Origin of the sequence: Shimia sediminis (assembly GCF_003990645.1) — a bacterium.
GTDB lineage: Bacteria > Pseudomonadota > Alphaproteobacteria > Rhodobacterales > Rhodobacteraceae > Shimia > Shimia sediminis.
The window spans coordinates 52,128-69,688 of sequence record NZ_RYZK01000014.1; the positions used below are offsets into that span (position 1 = coordinate 52,128).

Below are 17,561 nucleotides of genomic sequence, written 5' to 3' on the forward strand. Positions count from 1 at the left end.
ATTCGTCTCCAGCGGGCCAGAATCCCGATAGCAACAAACTGGGACGCTGTGCAGTTGGTTAAGTTTTGAACACCCTGTAGATGGCCGGGATCACCAGAACCGTCAGCAGTGTTGAGCTTAGCAGACCGAACAAGAGCGAGATTGCCAACCCCTGGAAAATCGGGTCGAACAGGATCACACCTGCGCCGATCATGGCGGCCACTGCTGTCAGAAGGATCGGTTTAAACCGGATTGCGCCCGCTTCGATCAGGATATCCAGTTCCGATTTTCCCTCACGATCAGCATTGCGAATGAAATCCACCAGCAGGATCGAGTTTCTGACAATGATCCCCGCCAGCGCGATAAACCCGATCATCGAAGGCGCCGAGAACGGGGCATTCAACCACCAGTGCCCAAGCATGATACCTAGGAACGTCAAGGGGATCGGGGTCAGGATGACCAGAGGCAGTCTGAAAGACCCGAATTGGGCCACAACAAGAATGTAAATCCCCAAGAGAGCAACCGCAAAAGCCGCCCCCATGTCGCGGAACGTGATGGCTGTCACCTCCCACTCGCCATCCCAGAGCAAAGTCGGGTGAGATTCATCTGCGGGCTGACCCATCAGCTTGATTTGCGGTTTCTGTCCCTCTGGCCACTCCATGTGATCCAGAGCCTCCGACACCGCCAGCATCCCGTAAAGCGGGCTTTCATAGGTTCCGGCAAGCTCAGCCATGACCATTTCAGCCGCGCGACCATTGTGGCGGAACACCGGGAATGAGGCCCGCTCTTCCACGATATCAACCACGTCCCCAAGCTCGACCACACCGCGGGCTCCCGGCAGGACGTTGGCGGGGACAGGTGTCGAAAGAAACAGCTCATCAACCACCTTTTCGGATTTACCACGTTCTATGCGGATCGGGATCGGATATCGTCCTTCGCCGCGATGGGAATACCCAACCAGGGTGCCGTGGTTCAGGATGGCAAGTGTCGAAAACACATCCGTCTCCTGCACCCCGAAAAACTCGAGCTGGTCCGGCGATACATCTACACGGAACTTTCGCGGCTGCTCACCAAAGCTGTCATCGACATCGACAATAAAGGGAACACTTTCAAACGCGGCGCGTATCTTGCGGGCCGTCTCACGCCGGGTTTCGGGATCCGGGCCATAAACTTCAGCCAGAAGGGTCGCAATTACCGGCGGCCCTGGGGGTGGTTCAACCGTCTTCAGGCTGGTGCCTGTGGGCAAGTCCAGTTTCGCAAGCCGCTCTCGGATGTCCAAGGCGATTTCGTGGCTCGTGCGGTCGCGGTGATGCTTTGCGTCCAGATTGATCTGAACGTCGCCCAGATGTGGCAACTCGCGCAGGTAGTAGTGTCGGACAAGGCCGTTGAAGTTGAACGGCGCGGCGTCGCCGGCATGCGTTTGAACCGACAGAACCTCGGGCAATTCCAATACAGTCCGCGCCACCAGTTGCGCGACCGCGTCGGTGTCCTCAACCGCGGTCCCTTCTGGCATATCCAGAACAACGGACAGCTCCGATTTATTGTCAAACGGCAGCAGTTTGACCGTCACATCCTTGGTGTAGAGCATCGTGAGCGAGCCAAACGAAAGCGCAGCTGCGATGAGCAGGAACAGACCGCTTGTGGTTTTCGAAGCCAGAACCGGCCTGGCCACAGTTGCATAAATCCGCCCAAGTGCTCCGCCGGAATGGGTGCCCTGGTGGGCATGATGCGCTGGTGCTTTCCCGCTGACCTTGACCATGAGCCAGGGGGTGATGATGACGGCCACGAAGAACGAAAAGATCATTGCCGCCGAGGCATTCACGGGGATCGGGCTCATGTATGGTCCCATAAGGCCAGAGACGAACAACATGGGCAGCAAAGCCGCCACAACGGTCAGCGTTGCCACGATGGTCGGGTTGCCCACTTCGGCCACAGCGTGAACAGCTTTGGTGACGCGATCCCCTTTTCCGGGCATGGCCCAGTGGCGCGCGATGTTCTCAATCACGACGATGGCGTCGTCCACCAGAATGCCGATGGAAAAGATCAGCGCGAATAATGAAACGCGGTTCAGTGTGTAGCCCAAAATCCAGGCCGCAAAGAGGGTCAGCAAAATAGTAACCGGGATGACGACAGCGACCACGATGCTCTCGCGCCAGCCAATTGCGATCAGCACAAGCCCAACGATGGACACCGTGGCAAGACCTAGGTGAAACAACAGCTCATTGGCCTTTTCATCGGCGGTTTCGCCATAGTCACGGGTGATCTCGATCTCGATACTATCGGGAATGAGATGACCTTCCAGACTATGCAACCTGTGCAAAACGTCCTCCGCCACAGTAACCGCGTTCGCACCTGCGCGTTTGGCGAGTGCCAGGGTGACCGCAGGAACCCGACGAAATTCACCGTTCTCGTCAAGGGTTACGTTCGAGACAATCTTTTCCGAGCCATTTCCAACAAACTCCACCGTGGCAACGTCACGCACATACACTGGCCGGTTGTCGCGGCTTGTCAGCAGCAGGTTGCCGATTTCAGACGGTGTTTCCAGCGTGTTGCCTGCGACAAGCATGATCTGCTGGCCAGCATCCCGCACCATGCCGGTCGAAAACACCCGGTTCGCACCTTCGACTTTGCCGGCAAGTTGCTGCAGCGTCACGCCGTATAGCGCAAGCCGTTCGGGATCAGGGGAAATGCGAATGGTTTCGGATGTTTCTCCGACTATGTATGTGAAGCCTACATCGCCAATTTTTGTGAGTTCCACCTGCAACTCACGCGCAACACGGGTCAGGTCATTGGCGGTGATGTTCTGGCCGTCACCTTTGGGCGTCAATGTCAGGGACACGATCGCCACATCGTCAATCCCCCTCCCGACGATCAGGGGTTCATCAATTCCGAAGGGAATGCGATCCATGTTTGCGCGGATCTTTTCGTGAACACGCAAGATCGCAGTGTCCGAGGCAGTGCCCACGAGAAAACGGGCGGTGATCATCGCGTAATCATCTTGCGTCTGGGAATAGACGTGCTCGACCCCGTTCAGACCTTTGATTATGCTTTCGACGGGTTCGGTCACAAGCTTGACCGCATCCTCCGCACGCAATCCCGGTGCCTGAATGTGGATGTCGACCAATGGAACCGAGATTTGTGGCTCTTCTTCGCGGGGCAGGCTGACCAGCGCAACCAGGCCAACCGCAAGCGCCGCAACGATCATCAGAGGCGTGAGCGCAGACTGGATGAACGCCTTGGTCAAGCCACCGGCGATGCCCAAAGGGTGTTTTGGCGATCCCTCAGTCATGGTTCATCACCAGAGTTTCACCGGGTTGCAGACCTGAGAGAATCTCGATTACCGACTTACCTTCGATATCGTGGGACATACCCAGCACAACCGCCCGTTCAAAACCCAAGCCGTCTTGTCCTTTGACCGTCACAAAATCCAAACCCATGCGAGATCGCACAGCATCCTGCGGTACGACGAGTGCACTGCGGGTGCCAATCGGCAGGCGGACGAGCACGCGGGCGTCAACAAAATCAGTCGCCAAATCATCGACTTCAACGTCAGCGATCACTCGGCCGTTTTCGATCAGGGGATAAACCTTGGCGAGTGTACCCATGTAGGCGGGGTCAGTCCCTTCGATACGTATCTGATCGCCCTGGACCAGATTTGCAGCGTGCCGCTCGGGGACTGCCAGGCGCAGATAGAAGCCGCCACCACCGATGACAGCGACCGGCTCACCGGGTAAAACCACCGAACCTCTGGTAACAGGAACCTGTAACACGCGTCCACTTACCGGCGCCAAAACCGTGCCTTCTTGCATCCGCTGCACCACCACGTCCCGCTCTGCGGAAACAGTGCTTATCCGCCCACGCAGCACTTCAACTTCTGTTCGCAATCCATCGACGCGCTGAGTCGTCGTGCTCCCGCGGGCCAGCAGCGTTTCGCCACGGGTCAGTTCTGTCTCGGCATTCTTCAATTGGGACTCTAGGGACACCATCGTTGCTTCGATTGCCACCATCTGAAGCTGAAGCTTTTCATCATGGACAAGACCAATGATTTCATTTTCGGAAACAGTGTCACCTTCCGAGACCTCGATATTTCTCAAGATGCCGCCAAGCTGACTTCTTGCTGCAATACGGTCTCGGGTCTCAATGCGCGCAAAGACGGCCTTCCATTCCTGAACTTCGACCAGGCGGGATTCCTCTGCGGTCGACACCATCGGCCATCCAGAGATGAACAGGATAAATCCTGCCACGAGTGCCAGCGTTTTCATATTTCCGTCTCCGAATCGTCAGTTCTAGGGTTTCGGGAGTAGTCGCAGGTACAATGTATTCCGCTTTTTGAATTTTAAAAGATGTCTGTTTACCGCAGGTATCAAAAGTCCTGATTGTCGTTGTGCGTGTGCTTCCGTTTCGACACCGTCGATCTCCTGCGGCATCAAGATGAGCAGACGACAATTCGCAGCTTACGTAGGGATCTGAACATCGGGGCGTTCGGATGGCTTTCTTTGTCTCAAGGGAGTCTCTAGGCAAAATGAGAAAAATGGGATGCTTTTACTCTACGCCATGCTCAGCTCATGGAGGTGCACAAGACGAGCTTTGTGCCAAGGGGTTTGCGCGACTTAGGGCCAAAGCTAAAGACAGGGTCGGCATCCTAGCAGCCAGAGTGCTGCGAACTGCTGCCAAACCCAATCCGCACGATGCGATATGATACGCCCGTGCGACCCCCTTGTTCTCCATCGCGCTGGAATGCGCAAAAAGCTTGCTCAAGACGTCCCCAACATGTGCAAACTTGGGGTGTGCCTTCAGTCCCCGTCGGCGACCCCTTGAGCCCTAAGACGAGCACGGCGCGCGCGGTAGCTGGGAAGGATGACCAACAACCCGGCGATCACCAACAGGCCCAGTGTCAGGGGACGCTCCCAAATGAAGCCAATTCCATCGTACAGTTGCATCGAGCGGGCAAAGTTGTCTTCCAGCATCCCCCCCAGAATGAACCCTATCAGCAACGGCGCAAGTGGGTAGTCCGCAAACCGCAACGCGGTAGCGCAGATGCCAAAGGCGACGAGCAGCAGCAGCTCCGTTGCATTGTTCTGGCCGATGTAAGCCCCCATCAAGGTGAAGAACAGAATAAAGGGGATCAGATAGTTGCGTGGGATCGACAGAACCTTTGCAATATAGGGAATTAACGGCAGGTTCAGAACCAGCAAAACCAGGTTTCCGATGAACATCGACATAATGACCGCCCAGAAAATCTGAGGTTCGTCGATCATCAGGCGTGGACCGGGTGTAACGTTCAACGCAATGAGGGCGCCCAGCAGAATCGCCGTAGTGCCTGACCCGGGGATGCCAAGCGTCAGGAGCGGCACGAAGGATCCGGTACAGGCCGCGTTGTTGGCGGTTTCCGGCGCGGCCAGACCCTTGATCGAGCCTTTGCCGAACTCTTCCTGCTCTTCCTTGGTGGCGATGTTGCGTTCAACCGCATAGCCCAAGAAGCTGGCAATTGTTGCCCCTGCGCCTGGAAGAACGCCGATAAAGAAGCCTTGAATCGACTGGCGTCCAATTACCGGCGCAATGGACTTGGCCTCTTGTCGAGAAATGCGCAGATCCTTGATTTCTCCGTCTTGTCCTTCTTGTTGCGTTTTTGGCTTGAGCACAAGAAACAGCGCCTCGGGCAAAGCAAACATCGCCATGGCAAGGGTGATAAAGCCAAAACCTGACTGCAGGTCCATGATGCCCATGGTGAAACGCGGAAGGTTGAAAAGGGCGCCTTCGCCGACCGTGGCCATGATCAGGCCGAGGATGGTCATCAGCAGCGCCTTGGCCACCTGTCCGGTGCCCGCAAAGGCCGCGATGGCCGACAGGCCAACCACCATCAGTGCAAAATACTCGGCAGAGTGGAACAGCAAAGCAACCGAGGACAGCGCCGGCGCGAACACCATCAGAAGCAGCGCGCCAATGCTCCCCCCGGCGAAACTGGCGATGGCGGCGATGGTCAATGCCTTGCCCGCTTTGCCCTGTTTGGCCATTGGATAGCCGTCGAAACTGGAGGCAACCGTGCCTGCAACACCCGGAGCGTTCAGCAGAATGGACGAGGTCGAGCCACCAAAAATCGCGCCATAATACACACCGGCCAACAAGATCAATGCCGCCGAGGGGTCGCCCATCGAGATCGCAACTGGAATCATGATGGCGATGATGGACATCGGGCCAAGGCCCGGAAGCATGCCGATGAATGTCCCGATCAGGCAACCACCAATTACCATCAGAAGATTTTGAAGGGACAGGGCCGTTTGCAGGCCGATCAAAAGTCCTTCGAGCATGTTGTTATCCTCCGATAAAGCCGGGCAGCGGGCGCAGGTAGATGCCGAGCACCTGTTGCACCAGGTACCAGACGATCAGCGTTGCAGTCAGTGAAACCAGAACCATCACGATCCACCGACGCTCGCCCAGAATGAACGAGCCAAGGATCAAAAAGGCCGATGTCGAAAAAAGAAAGCCCAGAGGCCGCAGGCACAGGGCATAGGCCACCATGAGACCAAGCAGAAAGAGCGCCTGTCCCAAATGGTAGTCACCTAGTCGGCGGTAATCTATGTCGGCTTCTTTTTCTTCCGCTTTTTCCAGACCCAGCAGGATAGTCAGGGAAGCAATCAAGCCGATGACGGAGAGGACCTTGGGAAAAGTGCTTGGCCAGATCGGGTTACGTTTCATGAACGGTGCCAAGGAACCGTCCATCGTGAACCAGGCGGCATAGCCATAAGCCAGACAAACTCCGACCAGAACCAGCGCAATCCAGCGATCAAGTGCCATGTTTCTCTCCTGTCAAAACGGGCAGAGCAGTCGCCTGCTCTGCCTTTGCTGCATTCGCTGGATTCAGAGGAAACCCAGTTTTTTCATCAGGTCGCCGATGGCCTTTTCCTGACCTTCGAGAAAGGCTTTGAAGTCATCGCCCGAGTTGTGAATGTTCACCCAACCGTTGCGCGCGCGCACGTCTTCCCACTCTGGGGTTTCGTACATTGCGGCCAGCGCTTTTTGGTACATGGCCAGATCATCCGCTGGCAGACCGGGGGCTGCGAAAAAGCCACGCCAGTTCACAAAGGTCGTGTCGATGCCTTGCTCTTTCATGGTCATGGCGTCCGGTGCTGCAGAAACGCGGTCCTCCGAAGTCACGCCGATGATTTTGACTTCACCGGCGGCTGCCAGGTCGACGGCCTCAGAAAAACCGGTAGAAAGCGCTGCGATTTCGCCAGACAGCAACGCGGCCATGGCTTTGCCTCCAGCATCATAGGGGATGTATTTGACGGCCAAGGCGTCTTTGCCCGCGGCTTCCATCACCATTGCCGCCACGAGGTGGTCCATGCCGCCTGGAACCGATCCTCCGCCAATGGCAGTACCACGCGGATCGGCATCAAATGCTGCCAGCAAGTCACCCATCGAGTTGATCGGGCTGTCTTTGCCTACGACGATTGCAGCATAGTCGCCAATGGTCCCGGCAACCAGGGTAAGATCGCGGAAGTTATGCGGAAACACTCCGGTCAGCGAGCGGATTACAATGGGGGTCGAGTTGACCATCAACGTCCCGTGGTTGCTGTCGGCGTTCTCAATCAGAAAGCCGATGGCCTTGCCGCCACCGCCACCGGACATGTTTTCGTAAGACGCGTTGCCAACGATGCCCGCTTTGGTCAGAGCCTCGCCTGTGCCGCGGGCTGTGCCGTCCCAACCGCCACCGGCACCGCCGGGGATCAGGAAGTGAATGCTGTCGAGCACCTTGTGCCCGTCGGCTATTGCCGGGGCTGTGAATGCCATAGCGGCAACAGCTGCTGCCATCAAAGCACGGCGGCCGATTGAGAATGTCGTCATGGTTTCCTCCAGAGTTTGACAACTGTCCGAAAGACGGCTCAGTTGATGGAGAGAAACACTTCAACCTGACACAGACCTGTCACGTGCCTGAAAAAGGTGCTTTGCGCATGAAATTCCTACTGGTCGAGGACAACGCCGAATTGGCAGACGCTATCTGCGCCCGCATGCGGATGGATGGGCATGTTGTTGATCACGCTGGCAGAATTCAAGATGCCTTTGCCTACTCTGAAACGGATGACTACGATCTTATCCTGCTTGACATCATGTTGCCCGATGGCGACGGGCGCACCTTTCTGAAACGACATCGCGCCGGAAAAAAGGACACGCCTGTCATAGTTCTGACAGCGCGCTCTCAGGTGTCTGACAGAATCAGCATGCTTGATCTCGGTGCCGACGATTACGTCACCAAGCCCTTCGATCATGAGGAACTTCAGGCCAGGTGCCGGGCCGTTCTCAGACGCAAGACAGGCACAGGGCAGAGCACAATTCAGCTGGGGAATGTGTCGTTTGACCCGGTCGCGGGCAGCCTGACGATTGATGGCGTTGCAATCACTCTGCGCAATCGGGAACTGCGCCTGCTGGAACTGCTGATCAACGCCCCGGGGCAGATTTTTCCCAAGCACAAACTGTTTGATCGGTTGTTTTCTTATGACGAGGACGTTTCGGAAAACGCGATCGAGGTTTACATCGGTCGTCTCCGCAAGCATCTGGAGGCTTCAACGCTCAGGATTACGACGCTGCGGGGTCTGGGATACAAGCTGGACCATGACTGACACGGTCAACATCTCCGGGTCGCTGAGAAATCGTCTGACGCTGACCCTGATCGGTGGTGCTGCCGTACTGGCCATTCTGCTGTTCGTTGTCGTACGCGGTTATGCGGCGCAAATCGCGCAGCAAGGTCAGGACAGCATTCTGGCTGCGTCAGTCACATCCATTTTGGATGCCGCAATCCTGCGGGATGGCGCGATCGAGGTCGACTTTCCTTATGCGTCCCTGTCAATGCTCAGTACCCGCGCAGACGATCGGGTGTTTTATGCCATCTATCAGGATGGCACCCTATTGTCGGGCTATGACACTTTGCCGGTGCCGACCGCTCAGTCAGGGTCTGTAACGGTGCATCGTTCTACCGCCCTTGGGGGCGCACCAATCCGGATGGCGACAGCCGCGCGAACCCTGGTCGGGGTTGATACACGCACAGTTGTCTCGGTCTCCGTTGCCCAGACACAGGACGCGCTGGCCGTGACGCTGAACGGCATTTCCCGAAACGTCGCCTTGTTTGGGGGCGGGTTCTTCCTGCTGACAGTCATCTTGTCCTTTTGGGCGACCTCTAAGACAATCCGTCCCTTGCGGCGCCTGACGACTTCGATCACCCGACGCGGCCCGGAAGACCTCAGCCCGGTCACAAGCCCGGTTCCGGCAGAGATGACCTCGTTGGTGTCCTCTCTCAACCACCTGATGGCACGGCTCGACACCTCGCTCAAACAATCCGAAGACTTCATCGCCGAGGCTGCGCACCGTGTTCGCACACCATTGGCGACAGTTCGGTCCCACGCCGAGGCCACGCTGCAACGGGTCGATCAGGCAGAAAATCGTAAGGCATTGCGCGCCATGATACGGGCGATTGATGAAAGCTCGCGGGCGGCAAGCCAGCTTCTGGACCATGCGATGATCACGTTTCGGGCTGACCAATTGGAACGTGAAGACGTCGATCTGGTCAACTTGATGCGAGAGCTGGTGTTGCGCCTCACACCCGTAGCCCAGATGAAAGACATCGCATTGCAGATCACCGGAGACGACTGTGTCGTCGTTGCGGGCGATACCATCCTGTTGCAAAACGCCATTCGCAACCTGATCGACAACGCGCTGAAGTACTCTCCGGTCGAGAGCGAAATATCCATTCATGTGACGGCTTTACCCGCACCCAGGATTGAAGTCCGAGATCAGGGGCCGGGGTTTCCTCCGGATGAGATCAACGACCTGGCTTCACGCTTTTCGCGCGGCCACAATTCCAAGGGGATCATAGGGTCGGGGTTGGGGCTGACCATCGCCCAGGATGTGGCCGAAGCCCATAACGGAACACTCATACTGTCCAATCTTCCGGGAGGCGGAGCATGCGCTACATTGTTGTTCTGATCCTTTGCCTCTGGCCGGTTGTTTCAGGCGCTCAGGACTGGGAGGACCGCCAAGTCTTTAACGGCGTGGCGGCGACACAATCGTTGCGCATCCTGTCCAGTACAGACACCTCGTTTTTTGCACCGATCATCACCGGTTTTCTAAGGGACAATCCCACTTGGTCGGTTGAGTATTTTGTTACCGGCACTGCCGATATCACCGGGATCTTCAGCAACGCCCCGGACAAGTTCGACATCATCATCTCCAGCGCGATGGACCTGCAATTGAAGTTGGTTAATGACGGTTTTGCGCTTGCCCAGCCCGACATCCAGCACCCGGAGTGGGCGCAGTGGAGACAGCGGCTTTTTGCCTTCACGTCAGAACCGGCAACCATTGTCGTCAACCGTGCCGCATTCGAAAACAAGTCTATCCCACGCACACGTCAGGAACTGATCCAGGTGCTGCGCTCTGATCCTGATCTGTTTCGGGGTAAACTAGGAACCTACGACGTTCGCCAATCCGGGGTCGGTTATCTTTTTGCAACCCAGGACGCGCGCGCCTCGGAAACCTATTGGCGCCTGATGGAGGTGATGGGGGGATTGGGCGCCCGACTTTATTGTTGTTCCGGAGAAATGATCGATGACGTTGCCTCTGGGCGTCTGTTGGTTGCCTACAATGTCCTGGGCAGCTACGCCGCCACGCGCCAGAAAACGGACGACCGTTTCGAAATCATCCTCCCTTCCGATTTCCCGACAACCATGATGCGCACCGGCTTTGTTTCAAAAGACACGCCGCACCCAATCGCTGCAGGCGATTTCATGCGTCATATGATCGAAATGCAAACGACCATTGCCCCGACAAAGTCCTATCCGCTGCCGCCCTTGGATCCGAAGCACGATGGCGCCAGCCCGTCAGTTATCGCGCTCGAGCCCGCGTTGATGACGTATCTCGACACACTCAAGAGAAGAACGTTCATCAAGGAATGGATGGACGCAGTTCTGCAATAGATAGACCAGTCTTTTTTGTTGCCGGACTGTGGCCGTCGGCGTCAGGCGCGACGCGTGCGCTTGCCGCACCAAGGATGTTGCCGGGGTAGGGAGGGGCCGGTTCGAAGGGGGCACAGTGTTATGATGGGCGGCAGAGCAATGACCGCAATTCTCTCACGACGGTAAAAAACGTATACTATGTTCGACAAGGACAGTTGCAGTCTCCTGCAACCGAACCAGTTCGAAGCCATCTTCGATCGGCTTCCTGCGTATTGGCGCCTGTTCCCATCGAGCAATCGGGTTCGGATCAGTAGATCTGGTATTTGCATTTGGGCATTGGAAAACGCGTGTTGTATCAGTTGCCTACCAACTGGAAGATGCGGAACTGAAGTGTGTCGACATTGAACTGATGGTCATTGGCACGTAGAGATATGACTACGCCGTCGTACGGCGTGGTCTGTTTTGATAAGGGGCAACGGGGTCATGGCCGGTTCGGAGGCATTGGAAAGCACGATCAAACCGATCCGACTGGCTATAATTGATGACCATGCATTATTCTTACGAGGGCTTTTGTATGTGTTTGCCAATTGTGCGCTGAATCTTCGGGTCGACAGCTTTACCTCTGCGACCGACTTTCTGGAAAGCGTTGATGGCGGCCAAAACTACGATGTCGTTATAACTGATCTTGCCATGAAGCAGGTCAATGGCATTGCCCTCATCGCGGCGTTACGGGCCCGCAGTATCGGAGTACAGGTCATTGTTCTCTCGGCTTCCGAAGATGCAATGACGCGCAGCAATGCTGAAATGGTGGGCGCATTTTGCTTTGTGCATAAGGCGTGCGAGGAACAGGTGTTGCTTGATGCCATACAGGCCGCATTTGAAGCCGGACCCTTGCCATCGCACTCGGTTCGCAAAGGCACGCGTCGCACGATGTTCAAAGCCGATGGAACAGACACGATTGTGCGGCCAAAGCTTGGCCCGCAACAACTTCGTATCCTTTCAATGATGGCCGATGGCAGTACCAACAAAGACATCGCTCGTGCGCTTTCAATTAGTGAAAATACCGTGAAAACCCACGCCAAGGGCATTTTTCGGGAACTCTCGGTCGGTGGTCGCACAGCTGCGGTTCAAAGAGCCCGGGAATTGGCGTTGTTCTGAAGAGCCTGTTCAAGCGCTCGTCGCAGGTCGCGTTCATTCTTGGGCAGAATGACTGATCCCGGGGGCATGTGCGAGGGCAGTTCTGGTGTTTCTCGGACAAAACGAATGACCGGGGCGAGCTGTTTTAGCGCCGATATGTCCTCGCTTGGTATCTGGTGGCTGCCGGGTGGATCCAACACGATAAGATCCGGTGTTTGCCCCAAAACCTCGATCAGGTGCTTCGCTTCATCACAGGTGTTCGCCTGCGCAAACTCCCAAACCCAGGACGACACAAGATCGGCCCATGCCCCCATATTGGGAAGAGTTGCGTGGCCAATACACATCACGAAAGCCTGTTCGTACGTGTCGAATGTTTCTACGTGCGGCAGGTGAAGCGAAATTGTTGTTCCGAGCTCCGGGGTGGAGCTGAGTGCAATCGACCCACCCAATTCCTGTGCGAGGTGCTGTGCGATTCCCAACCCCAAGCCGCTGCCATTGTCCGATGGTTTTGGGCCGTTTTCTGTCAGTATCGCATGCACTTGGTCCAGAGACATGCCTGGTCCCTGGTCGGCTACATGCCATCGGCTTTCGTGGTCATCGGACTGGACTGACAGCGTCACCAAGCCGCCTGAAGCACCGTATTTCACAGCATTGCTCAGAAAGTTTCTCAGAATTCTCTCGAGTTTTGCCCGATCGCTAACGACAGCGCTCACTTCGGATTCGATGGAGAACTTGCAGTTTTGTGTAGCAAACTGTGGTTGGTATTCATCGTCCAGTTGGGCGAGCATTTCTGCAACGTCGACCTCTGACCTTATCGGATCGAGAGGAGGGCGTTCAACGTTGGCAAGCTCTTCAACCAACGCTTCCTGACTGACCAACGCAAGGCGGATTTGGCGCGCCAATATGGCCTGTTGCGGGGATGAGGCCTGACGGTCCAGCTCGGCCAGGAAATTGCGCAATGCCAAGAGCGGTTGGGCCATGTCGTGTTGAATGGCTTCAACCGAACGTTTGGTCGCGCGGTGCAGCCTGGAAGCATCTGCGAACTCCTCAAGCGCCTCTTCGGCTTGGCGACTTATCAATTTCGCGCCAATGGCCTCTCGGGTCTTTTTGCTGGCCGTCTTATTGGTGGCGATGCAGAAGGTGAGGTAAAATAGGATAAATCCTCCGTAGATGCGCTGTACCCCATCCATTGCAATCAAGAGGTACAGCCCAAATGGCAGCAACGAACACAGCGCGAGAGATACATAGCCCGGGCGATACACTGTCCCAGCCATGACACCGCCTGCGGTAATTGATGTCAAAAAGAGACCGGCAAGGAAGGTTTGCAGTTCGGACGAGGGACTGGCCAATTGCATGGCGCCAAAAGACCAGAGCAAACCGGTGCACGACGAAATCACCACATGGCCCATTAGGTATCGGCTCACCTGGTTCGCGGTGCCCTCTGATTGTGACCAAGAGCGCGCGTAAAAAATGGTGACCGCAACCATTGCCGACGCAAGACCCGTCCAGATCAAAGCTTCTTCATAAAGGTGAACAGAGGCCAGACTGATTGCGATCACGCCAATCAGCACAAACACGGATTTTGCAGACCCCATGGCGCGATCGCGCAGCATGTGGGCTTCTTCCGCTTGGATTTCTGCCAAAGTTGGCGGGGTAAAGGTCTGGCTCATGTCTGTGAGGCGTGTGTCCAGTGATCCTTGGCACCGCGCCACAGGTACCCCGCAACCGCTAGACGCAATGCACATGGCAATCCGGCAAAAAAGAACAAGAGAATGCTGAATGTGTCGGGGCTGCTGGCTCCGGTTTTGTCAAAGCCGGCCCATCCCAGAATTGGAAATGCAAGCCCCATAGGCGCCACAAAGGCCATTTTCGAGGCTGCGTTTTTCAGGGCAAGATAGCTGGCTGCTCTTGGGTGGCCGCTTTCGGCCTCGTCCTGCGCCACGATATCCGCCAGCATCGAGGTCGGCATGACCGCATCGCATGTCATGCAAGCCCCTAAACCAACGCAAATGGCCTGCATCAGGAGGGCGTCTCCGGCACCAACGGCATAGCTGGAAAGCAGAACTGCAGAGCAGATCAAGATTGCCGTTGTCCAGGTTCTTCGCTTACCGATCTTCTTGGATAGGAAAATCCAGAGCGGTACAAACAACGCTGTCGCCAGAAGCAGCGCGAGGAACATTTGCCCAACCATCCCAGGGGCTTGCAGGACGTGAGTAACGAACAAAACCAATAGACCCACTGTCATTGCGTTTGCGGCTTGCACCGCAAAGAAGGAAATCATCAGTTTGCGAAATGCACTTTGCCGCAAGCAATTGCGCCACGCGCGCCACATGCTTGGATGCCTTTGGGCCACTGGTCGATCACTTCGCGGGGTCCAGATCAGGAAAAGCCCCAAGGCCAAGGGCATTGCGAGAAGGAATGAGATGGCCAAAGTGCCAAGTGAGGCACCCATCTGGGCACTGATGATTACAGGCACGAATGAGGCAATCAATGCTCCCAGGATCTGAAACACCGCCTTAGTCCCCGCCAGAACTGAGCGCTCGTGCACGTTTGGCGAAATCTCCAAACCGATGCTGGAATAGGGCACGTCAAAGGCGGTCACAAACAACAGGTATCCGGAAACCATGCAGAACAGATAGACGGGCCCTACCGTTTCTGCGGGGGACAACAACAGCCACGCAAACAGCAACACTCCGGGAAACGCAAACAGCATCCAAGGCCGGCGTGGCCCCCATTTGCTGCGCGTTCGATCGCTCAGTGCGCCAATCAGGGGATCGGTGAATACGTCAAAGAACCGGCCGAACATAAAAATCGCACCGACGGCTGTTAGCCCGAGTCCCATGTCTATGGCGTAGAATGTTGGTACAAAGCTGACAACTGCAAAGCTGACCATTGCCAACGGCGCACTTAAGACGCTGAAACAGATAAGCTGCCAGCCATTCATAATCCGATCGGTGGATCTCATTTCTTTCCCCAAGCCATTGAAACCATTTTGAACGTATTGTTGTTCCCAAGGGAACAACTTTCTGTTTCGCCCGGGAAAATCACCCGTTTGGGTGATTGTCGCGCATAGGTACGGGTCTCTAAAACTTAACTGCTTTGGCGGGTGGCCACCCCGATCATGGAGGCTCCATGAGGATTTGGGAGGGGGCGCGAAAGCGGTCATTTGGTGGAATTGGAGAATTATCGTGGGGTATCGCGGACACGGCTATCTGAGGAACGAAGACATCGACGCGGATGCGTCAAACTCGTCACAACAACACTCCAGTCAGAGCCACCACGATGACGATGGCCGAGATGGTCACGAGCATGGAAGTTTCACGTTTGTCGGGTACGATGATGACTCAGTTGAAGGCGGCAGTGGCCATGGTTTGATGGCTGTAGCGCGCGGTTCGGACGTCGGGGTTTTTTCGGGCTCGATACTGGACTATCAAGTCATCTGTTTTGGGTGGGGGTGTTGGAATCTTGTCCGAGGGGCGGATGGATGCGATTTTCTGCACAGCCATCAGATCTTGCAATTTGACGACTTCACACTCGATTTGACGTCCAACAGCGACCCCGTGGTAATCATTCGGGATGACGGCGCTGAAACGCCACAAGGCGAGGGATTGAAAACCCAAGCGGAATTCTTTGATCTACACGGCACCGCGGCAAAGCTGGTGTCGGCAAGCGTAACCGGAGGTGGCACTTTGTATATGCAAAGCAGCGGTGTCAGCCAGATCGGCCAGATTGGAATCGGCGGAGGCACAAGCGTCTCGTTTAACCCGGGTAATGCATACGACGGACTCGGGGCAGGGGAGCGCGCAACTGAAACGGTGACGCTCGTGATCTCGGACGGCAAGGGCAACACGACCACTGTGGTTTATGACATAACCATTCAAGGTCAAAGCGAGTCCCCACTTGCGGTCGGAATGTCGAGTGCCTTCGGTGTGGATTGAATTGATCCTCCCCCACTGAAGTGGTCCGCCCGTATAGTTGCTAATCGGAGGATCGAATATGGGATTCAAGCGACACAAGCCGGAAGAGATTGTCACGAAGTTACGGCAGGTTGAGGTGCTATGCGGCCAAGGGATGCCGCGTGTTGACGCCATCCGCCAGGTGCAAATAACCGAGCAGACATTTTACCGCTGGCGTAAGCAATATGGCGTTATGGGAGCCGACCAACTGAAAGAACTCAAACGGCTTCAGAAGGAGAATGATCGGCTGCGACGGGCGGTATCGGACCTGACGTTGGACAAGCTGATCCTGTCTGAGGCCGCACGGGGAAACTACTGAGCCCTTCGCGTCGTCGTGCCTGCATTGAACATGTGCGGAGTCGGTTTCACATATCAGAGCGGCGGGCCTGCCGAGTGTTGCGTCAGAATCGTTCGACGCAGCGCAAGGCTCCGAGGGGCGGTGCCGATGAAGATCGGCTGGTTGCCGACATGATCGAACTGACCCGTCAGTATGGCCGCTACGGCTATCGCCGGATTGCGGCTTTGCTGAGAGATGCGGGCTGGCGGGTGAACGACAAGCGTGTTGAACGCCTATGGCGGCGTGAGGGGCTCAAAGTGCCAATGAAGCAGCCCAAGAAAGGACGGCTCTGGTTGAATGACGGCTCATGCGTTCGATTGCGGCCAGAGTATCGCAACCATGTCTGGTCGTATGGCTTCGTGCATCACCGAACCGATGATCGCAAAGCGTTCCGAACGCTCAACATCTTGGATGAGCACAGCCGGGAATGCTTGGCGATCCGGGTGAAGAGAAAGTTGAACTCGACCGAGGTTATCGATGCCCTGACAGACTTGTTCATCCTTCGTGGTGTTCCAGCCTACATCCGGTCGGACAACGGTCCCGAGTTCATTGCTCAGGCCGTTCGCGATTGGATTGCAGCGGTCGGTGCCAAGACCGCCTACATTGAGCCAGGGTCACCTGGACGTGTCACGGTTTGATGCCGCTCCGATTGCTCATTTAAGCGGCCTTTCTTTCGAAGGCCAAGGGGCTTTTCCAGCCCAATGCTGAGTGGCGTCGGCGTGGATTGTAGAACCCGTTGATATATTCGAAGATTGCCAGCTCGGCGTCGCGGCGCGACCGCCAGGACCGCTGCCACAGAAGCTCAGCCTTAATCGTCTTGAAGAAGGTTTCCACCGCCGCATTGTCGTAACAATTTCCGGTTCCACTCATTGACACCCGGAACTCGCGCTGGCGCAGGATTTTCTGGTAGTCGTGTGAGCAATATTGGCTGCCGCGATCCGTGTGATGGATGCAGCCCTTTGGTGGCCTGCGCAGAGCAATCGCCATGTTCAACGCCCGGACCGCCAGGTCGCGTTTCATCCGGTTGCTGACGGCCCAACCGATAACCCGCCTCGAATGCAGGTCCAGGATGACCGCCAGATAGAGCCATCCCTCCTGTGTCCAGACATAGCTGATATCACCCGCCCATTTCTGGTTCGGGCGGTTAGCGAGGAAGTCCCGGTTCAACAGGTTCGGCGCGATGTTGAAGCTGTGATTGCTGTCGGTCGT

Annotated in this window: 13 protein-coding genes and 1 pseudogene; 6 read left to right on the forward strand and 8 right to left on the reverse strand. The window is 56.1% G+C overall.

Translation table 11 applies throughout. From position 1 onward, the window contains the following. Positions 1–58: 58 nt before the first annotated feature. From EK369_RS19800 to EK369_RS19820, 5 genes are all read right to left on the reverse strand, one after another. Complete coding sequence (locus EK369_RS19800) at positions 59–3,268, reverse strand: efflux RND transporter permease subunit (RefSeq protein WP_127116006.1); 3,210 nt, start codon at positions 3,266–3,268, stop codon at positions 59–61. Further along, a complete protein-coding gene (locus tag EK369_RS19805) occupies positions 3,261–4,241 on the reverse strand; it encodes an efflux RND transporter periplasmic adaptor subunit (RefSeq protein ID WP_127116007.1) in 981 nt (326 codons plus the stop codon). Before EK369_RS19805 ends, EK369_RS19800 begins: the two co-directional genes overlap by 8 nt. Positions 4,242–4,772: 531 nt before the next feature. Next, positions 4,773–6,287 carry a tripartite tricarboxylate transporter permease gene (locus EK369_RS19810; RefSeq protein WP_127116008.1) on the reverse strand — a complete coding sequence of 505 codons (1,515 nt, stop codon included), beginning with the start codon at positions 6,285–6,287 and terminating at the stop codon, positions 4,773–4,775. 4 nt (positions 6,288–6,291) lie between these two features. Further along, on the reverse strand, positions 6,292–6,774 hold the full coding sequence (locus EK369_RS19815) for a tripartite tricarboxylate transporter TctB family protein (protein WP_127116009.1): 483 nt from the start codon (positions 6,772–6,774) through the stop codon (positions 6,292–6,294). Between the two features lie 63 nt (positions 6,775–6,837). Further along, on the reverse strand, positions 6,838–7,824 hold the full coding sequence (locus tag EK369_RS19820) for a tripartite tricarboxylate transporter substrate binding protein (protein WP_127116010.1): 987 nt from the start codon (positions 7,822–7,824) through the stop codon (positions 6,838–6,840). A gap of 107 nt (positions 7,825–7,931) precedes the next feature. Between EK369_RS19820 and EK369_RS19825 the strand changes: the two genes are divergently transcribed. The 4 genes from EK369_RS19825 to EK369_RS19840 all read left to right on the forward strand — a co-directional run bounded on the left by EK369_RS19825 (position 7,932) and on the right by EK369_RS19840 (position 12,080). Continuing rightward, entirely contained in the window at positions 7,932–8,597 is a 666-nt protein-coding gene (locus tag EK369_RS19825) for a response regulator transcription factor (RefSeq protein ID WP_127116011.1), read from the forward strand. After that, the gene (locus EK369_RS19830) at positions 8,590–9,957 is read left to right on the forward strand and encodes a sensor histidine kinase (protein ID WP_127116012.1); all 1,368 of its coding nucleotides are present in this window, start codon (positions 8,590–8,592) and stop codon (positions 9,955–9,957) included. Before EK369_RS19825 ends, EK369_RS19830 begins: the two co-directional genes overlap by 8 nt. Then, the gene (locus EK369_RS19835; protein WP_127116013.1) at positions 9,936–10,943 is read left to right on the forward strand and encodes an ABC transporter substrate-binding protein; all 1,008 of its coding nucleotides are present in this window, start codon (positions 9,936–9,938) and stop codon (positions 10,941–10,943) included. Before EK369_RS19830 ends, EK369_RS19835 begins: the two co-directional genes overlap by 22 nt. A 462-nt stretch (positions 10,944–11,405) precedes the next feature. Continuing rightward, on the forward strand, positions 11,406–12,080 hold the full coding sequence (locus tag EK369_RS19840; protein ID WP_127116014.1) for a response regulator transcription factor: 675 nt from the start codon (positions 11,406–11,408) through the stop codon (positions 12,078–12,080). On the opposite strand, the gene EK369_RS19845 is transcribed toward EK369_RS19840, so the two are convergent. Both EK369_RS19845 and EK369_RS19850 read right to left on the reverse strand, forming a co-directional pair. Next, complete coding sequence (locus EK369_RS19845; RefSeq protein ID WP_164727058.1) at positions 12,050–13,729, reverse strand: ATP-binding protein; 1,680 nt, start codon at positions 13,727–13,729, stop codon at positions 12,050–12,052. The genes EK369_RS19840 and EK369_RS19845 overlap by 31 nt on opposite strands. Continuing rightward, a complete protein-coding gene (locus EK369_RS19850) occupies positions 13,726–15,024 on the reverse strand; it encodes an MFS transporter (RefSeq protein WP_164727059.1) in 1,299 nt (432 codons plus the stop codon). Before EK369_RS19850 ends, EK369_RS19845 begins: the two co-directional genes overlap by 4 nt. A gap of 223 nt (positions 15,025–15,247) precedes the next feature. Here EK369_RS19850 and EK369_RS19855 point away from each other — a divergent pair, with 223 nt between their 5' ends. Both EK369_RS19855 and EK369_RS19860 read left to right on the forward strand, forming a co-directional pair. After that, positions 15,248–15,997, forward strand: coding sequence for a hypothetical protein (locus EK369_RS19855; RefSeq protein ID WP_127116017.1), 750 nt, complete (start codon positions 15,248–15,250; stop codon positions 15,995–15,997). Between the two features lie 58 nt (positions 15,998–16,055). After that, positions 16,056–16,972 (forward strand): annotated as a pseudogene (locus tag EK369_RS19860) (IS3 family transposase); the annotation flags it as partial. A gap of 37 nt (positions 16,973–17,009) precedes the next feature. Here EK369_RS19860 and EK369_RS19865 read toward each other — a convergent pair. After that, positions 17,010–17,561: IS3 family transposase (locus tag EK369_RS19865; protein ID WP_127116018.1), on the reverse strand; the 552-nt coding region annotated here is incomplete at its 5' end.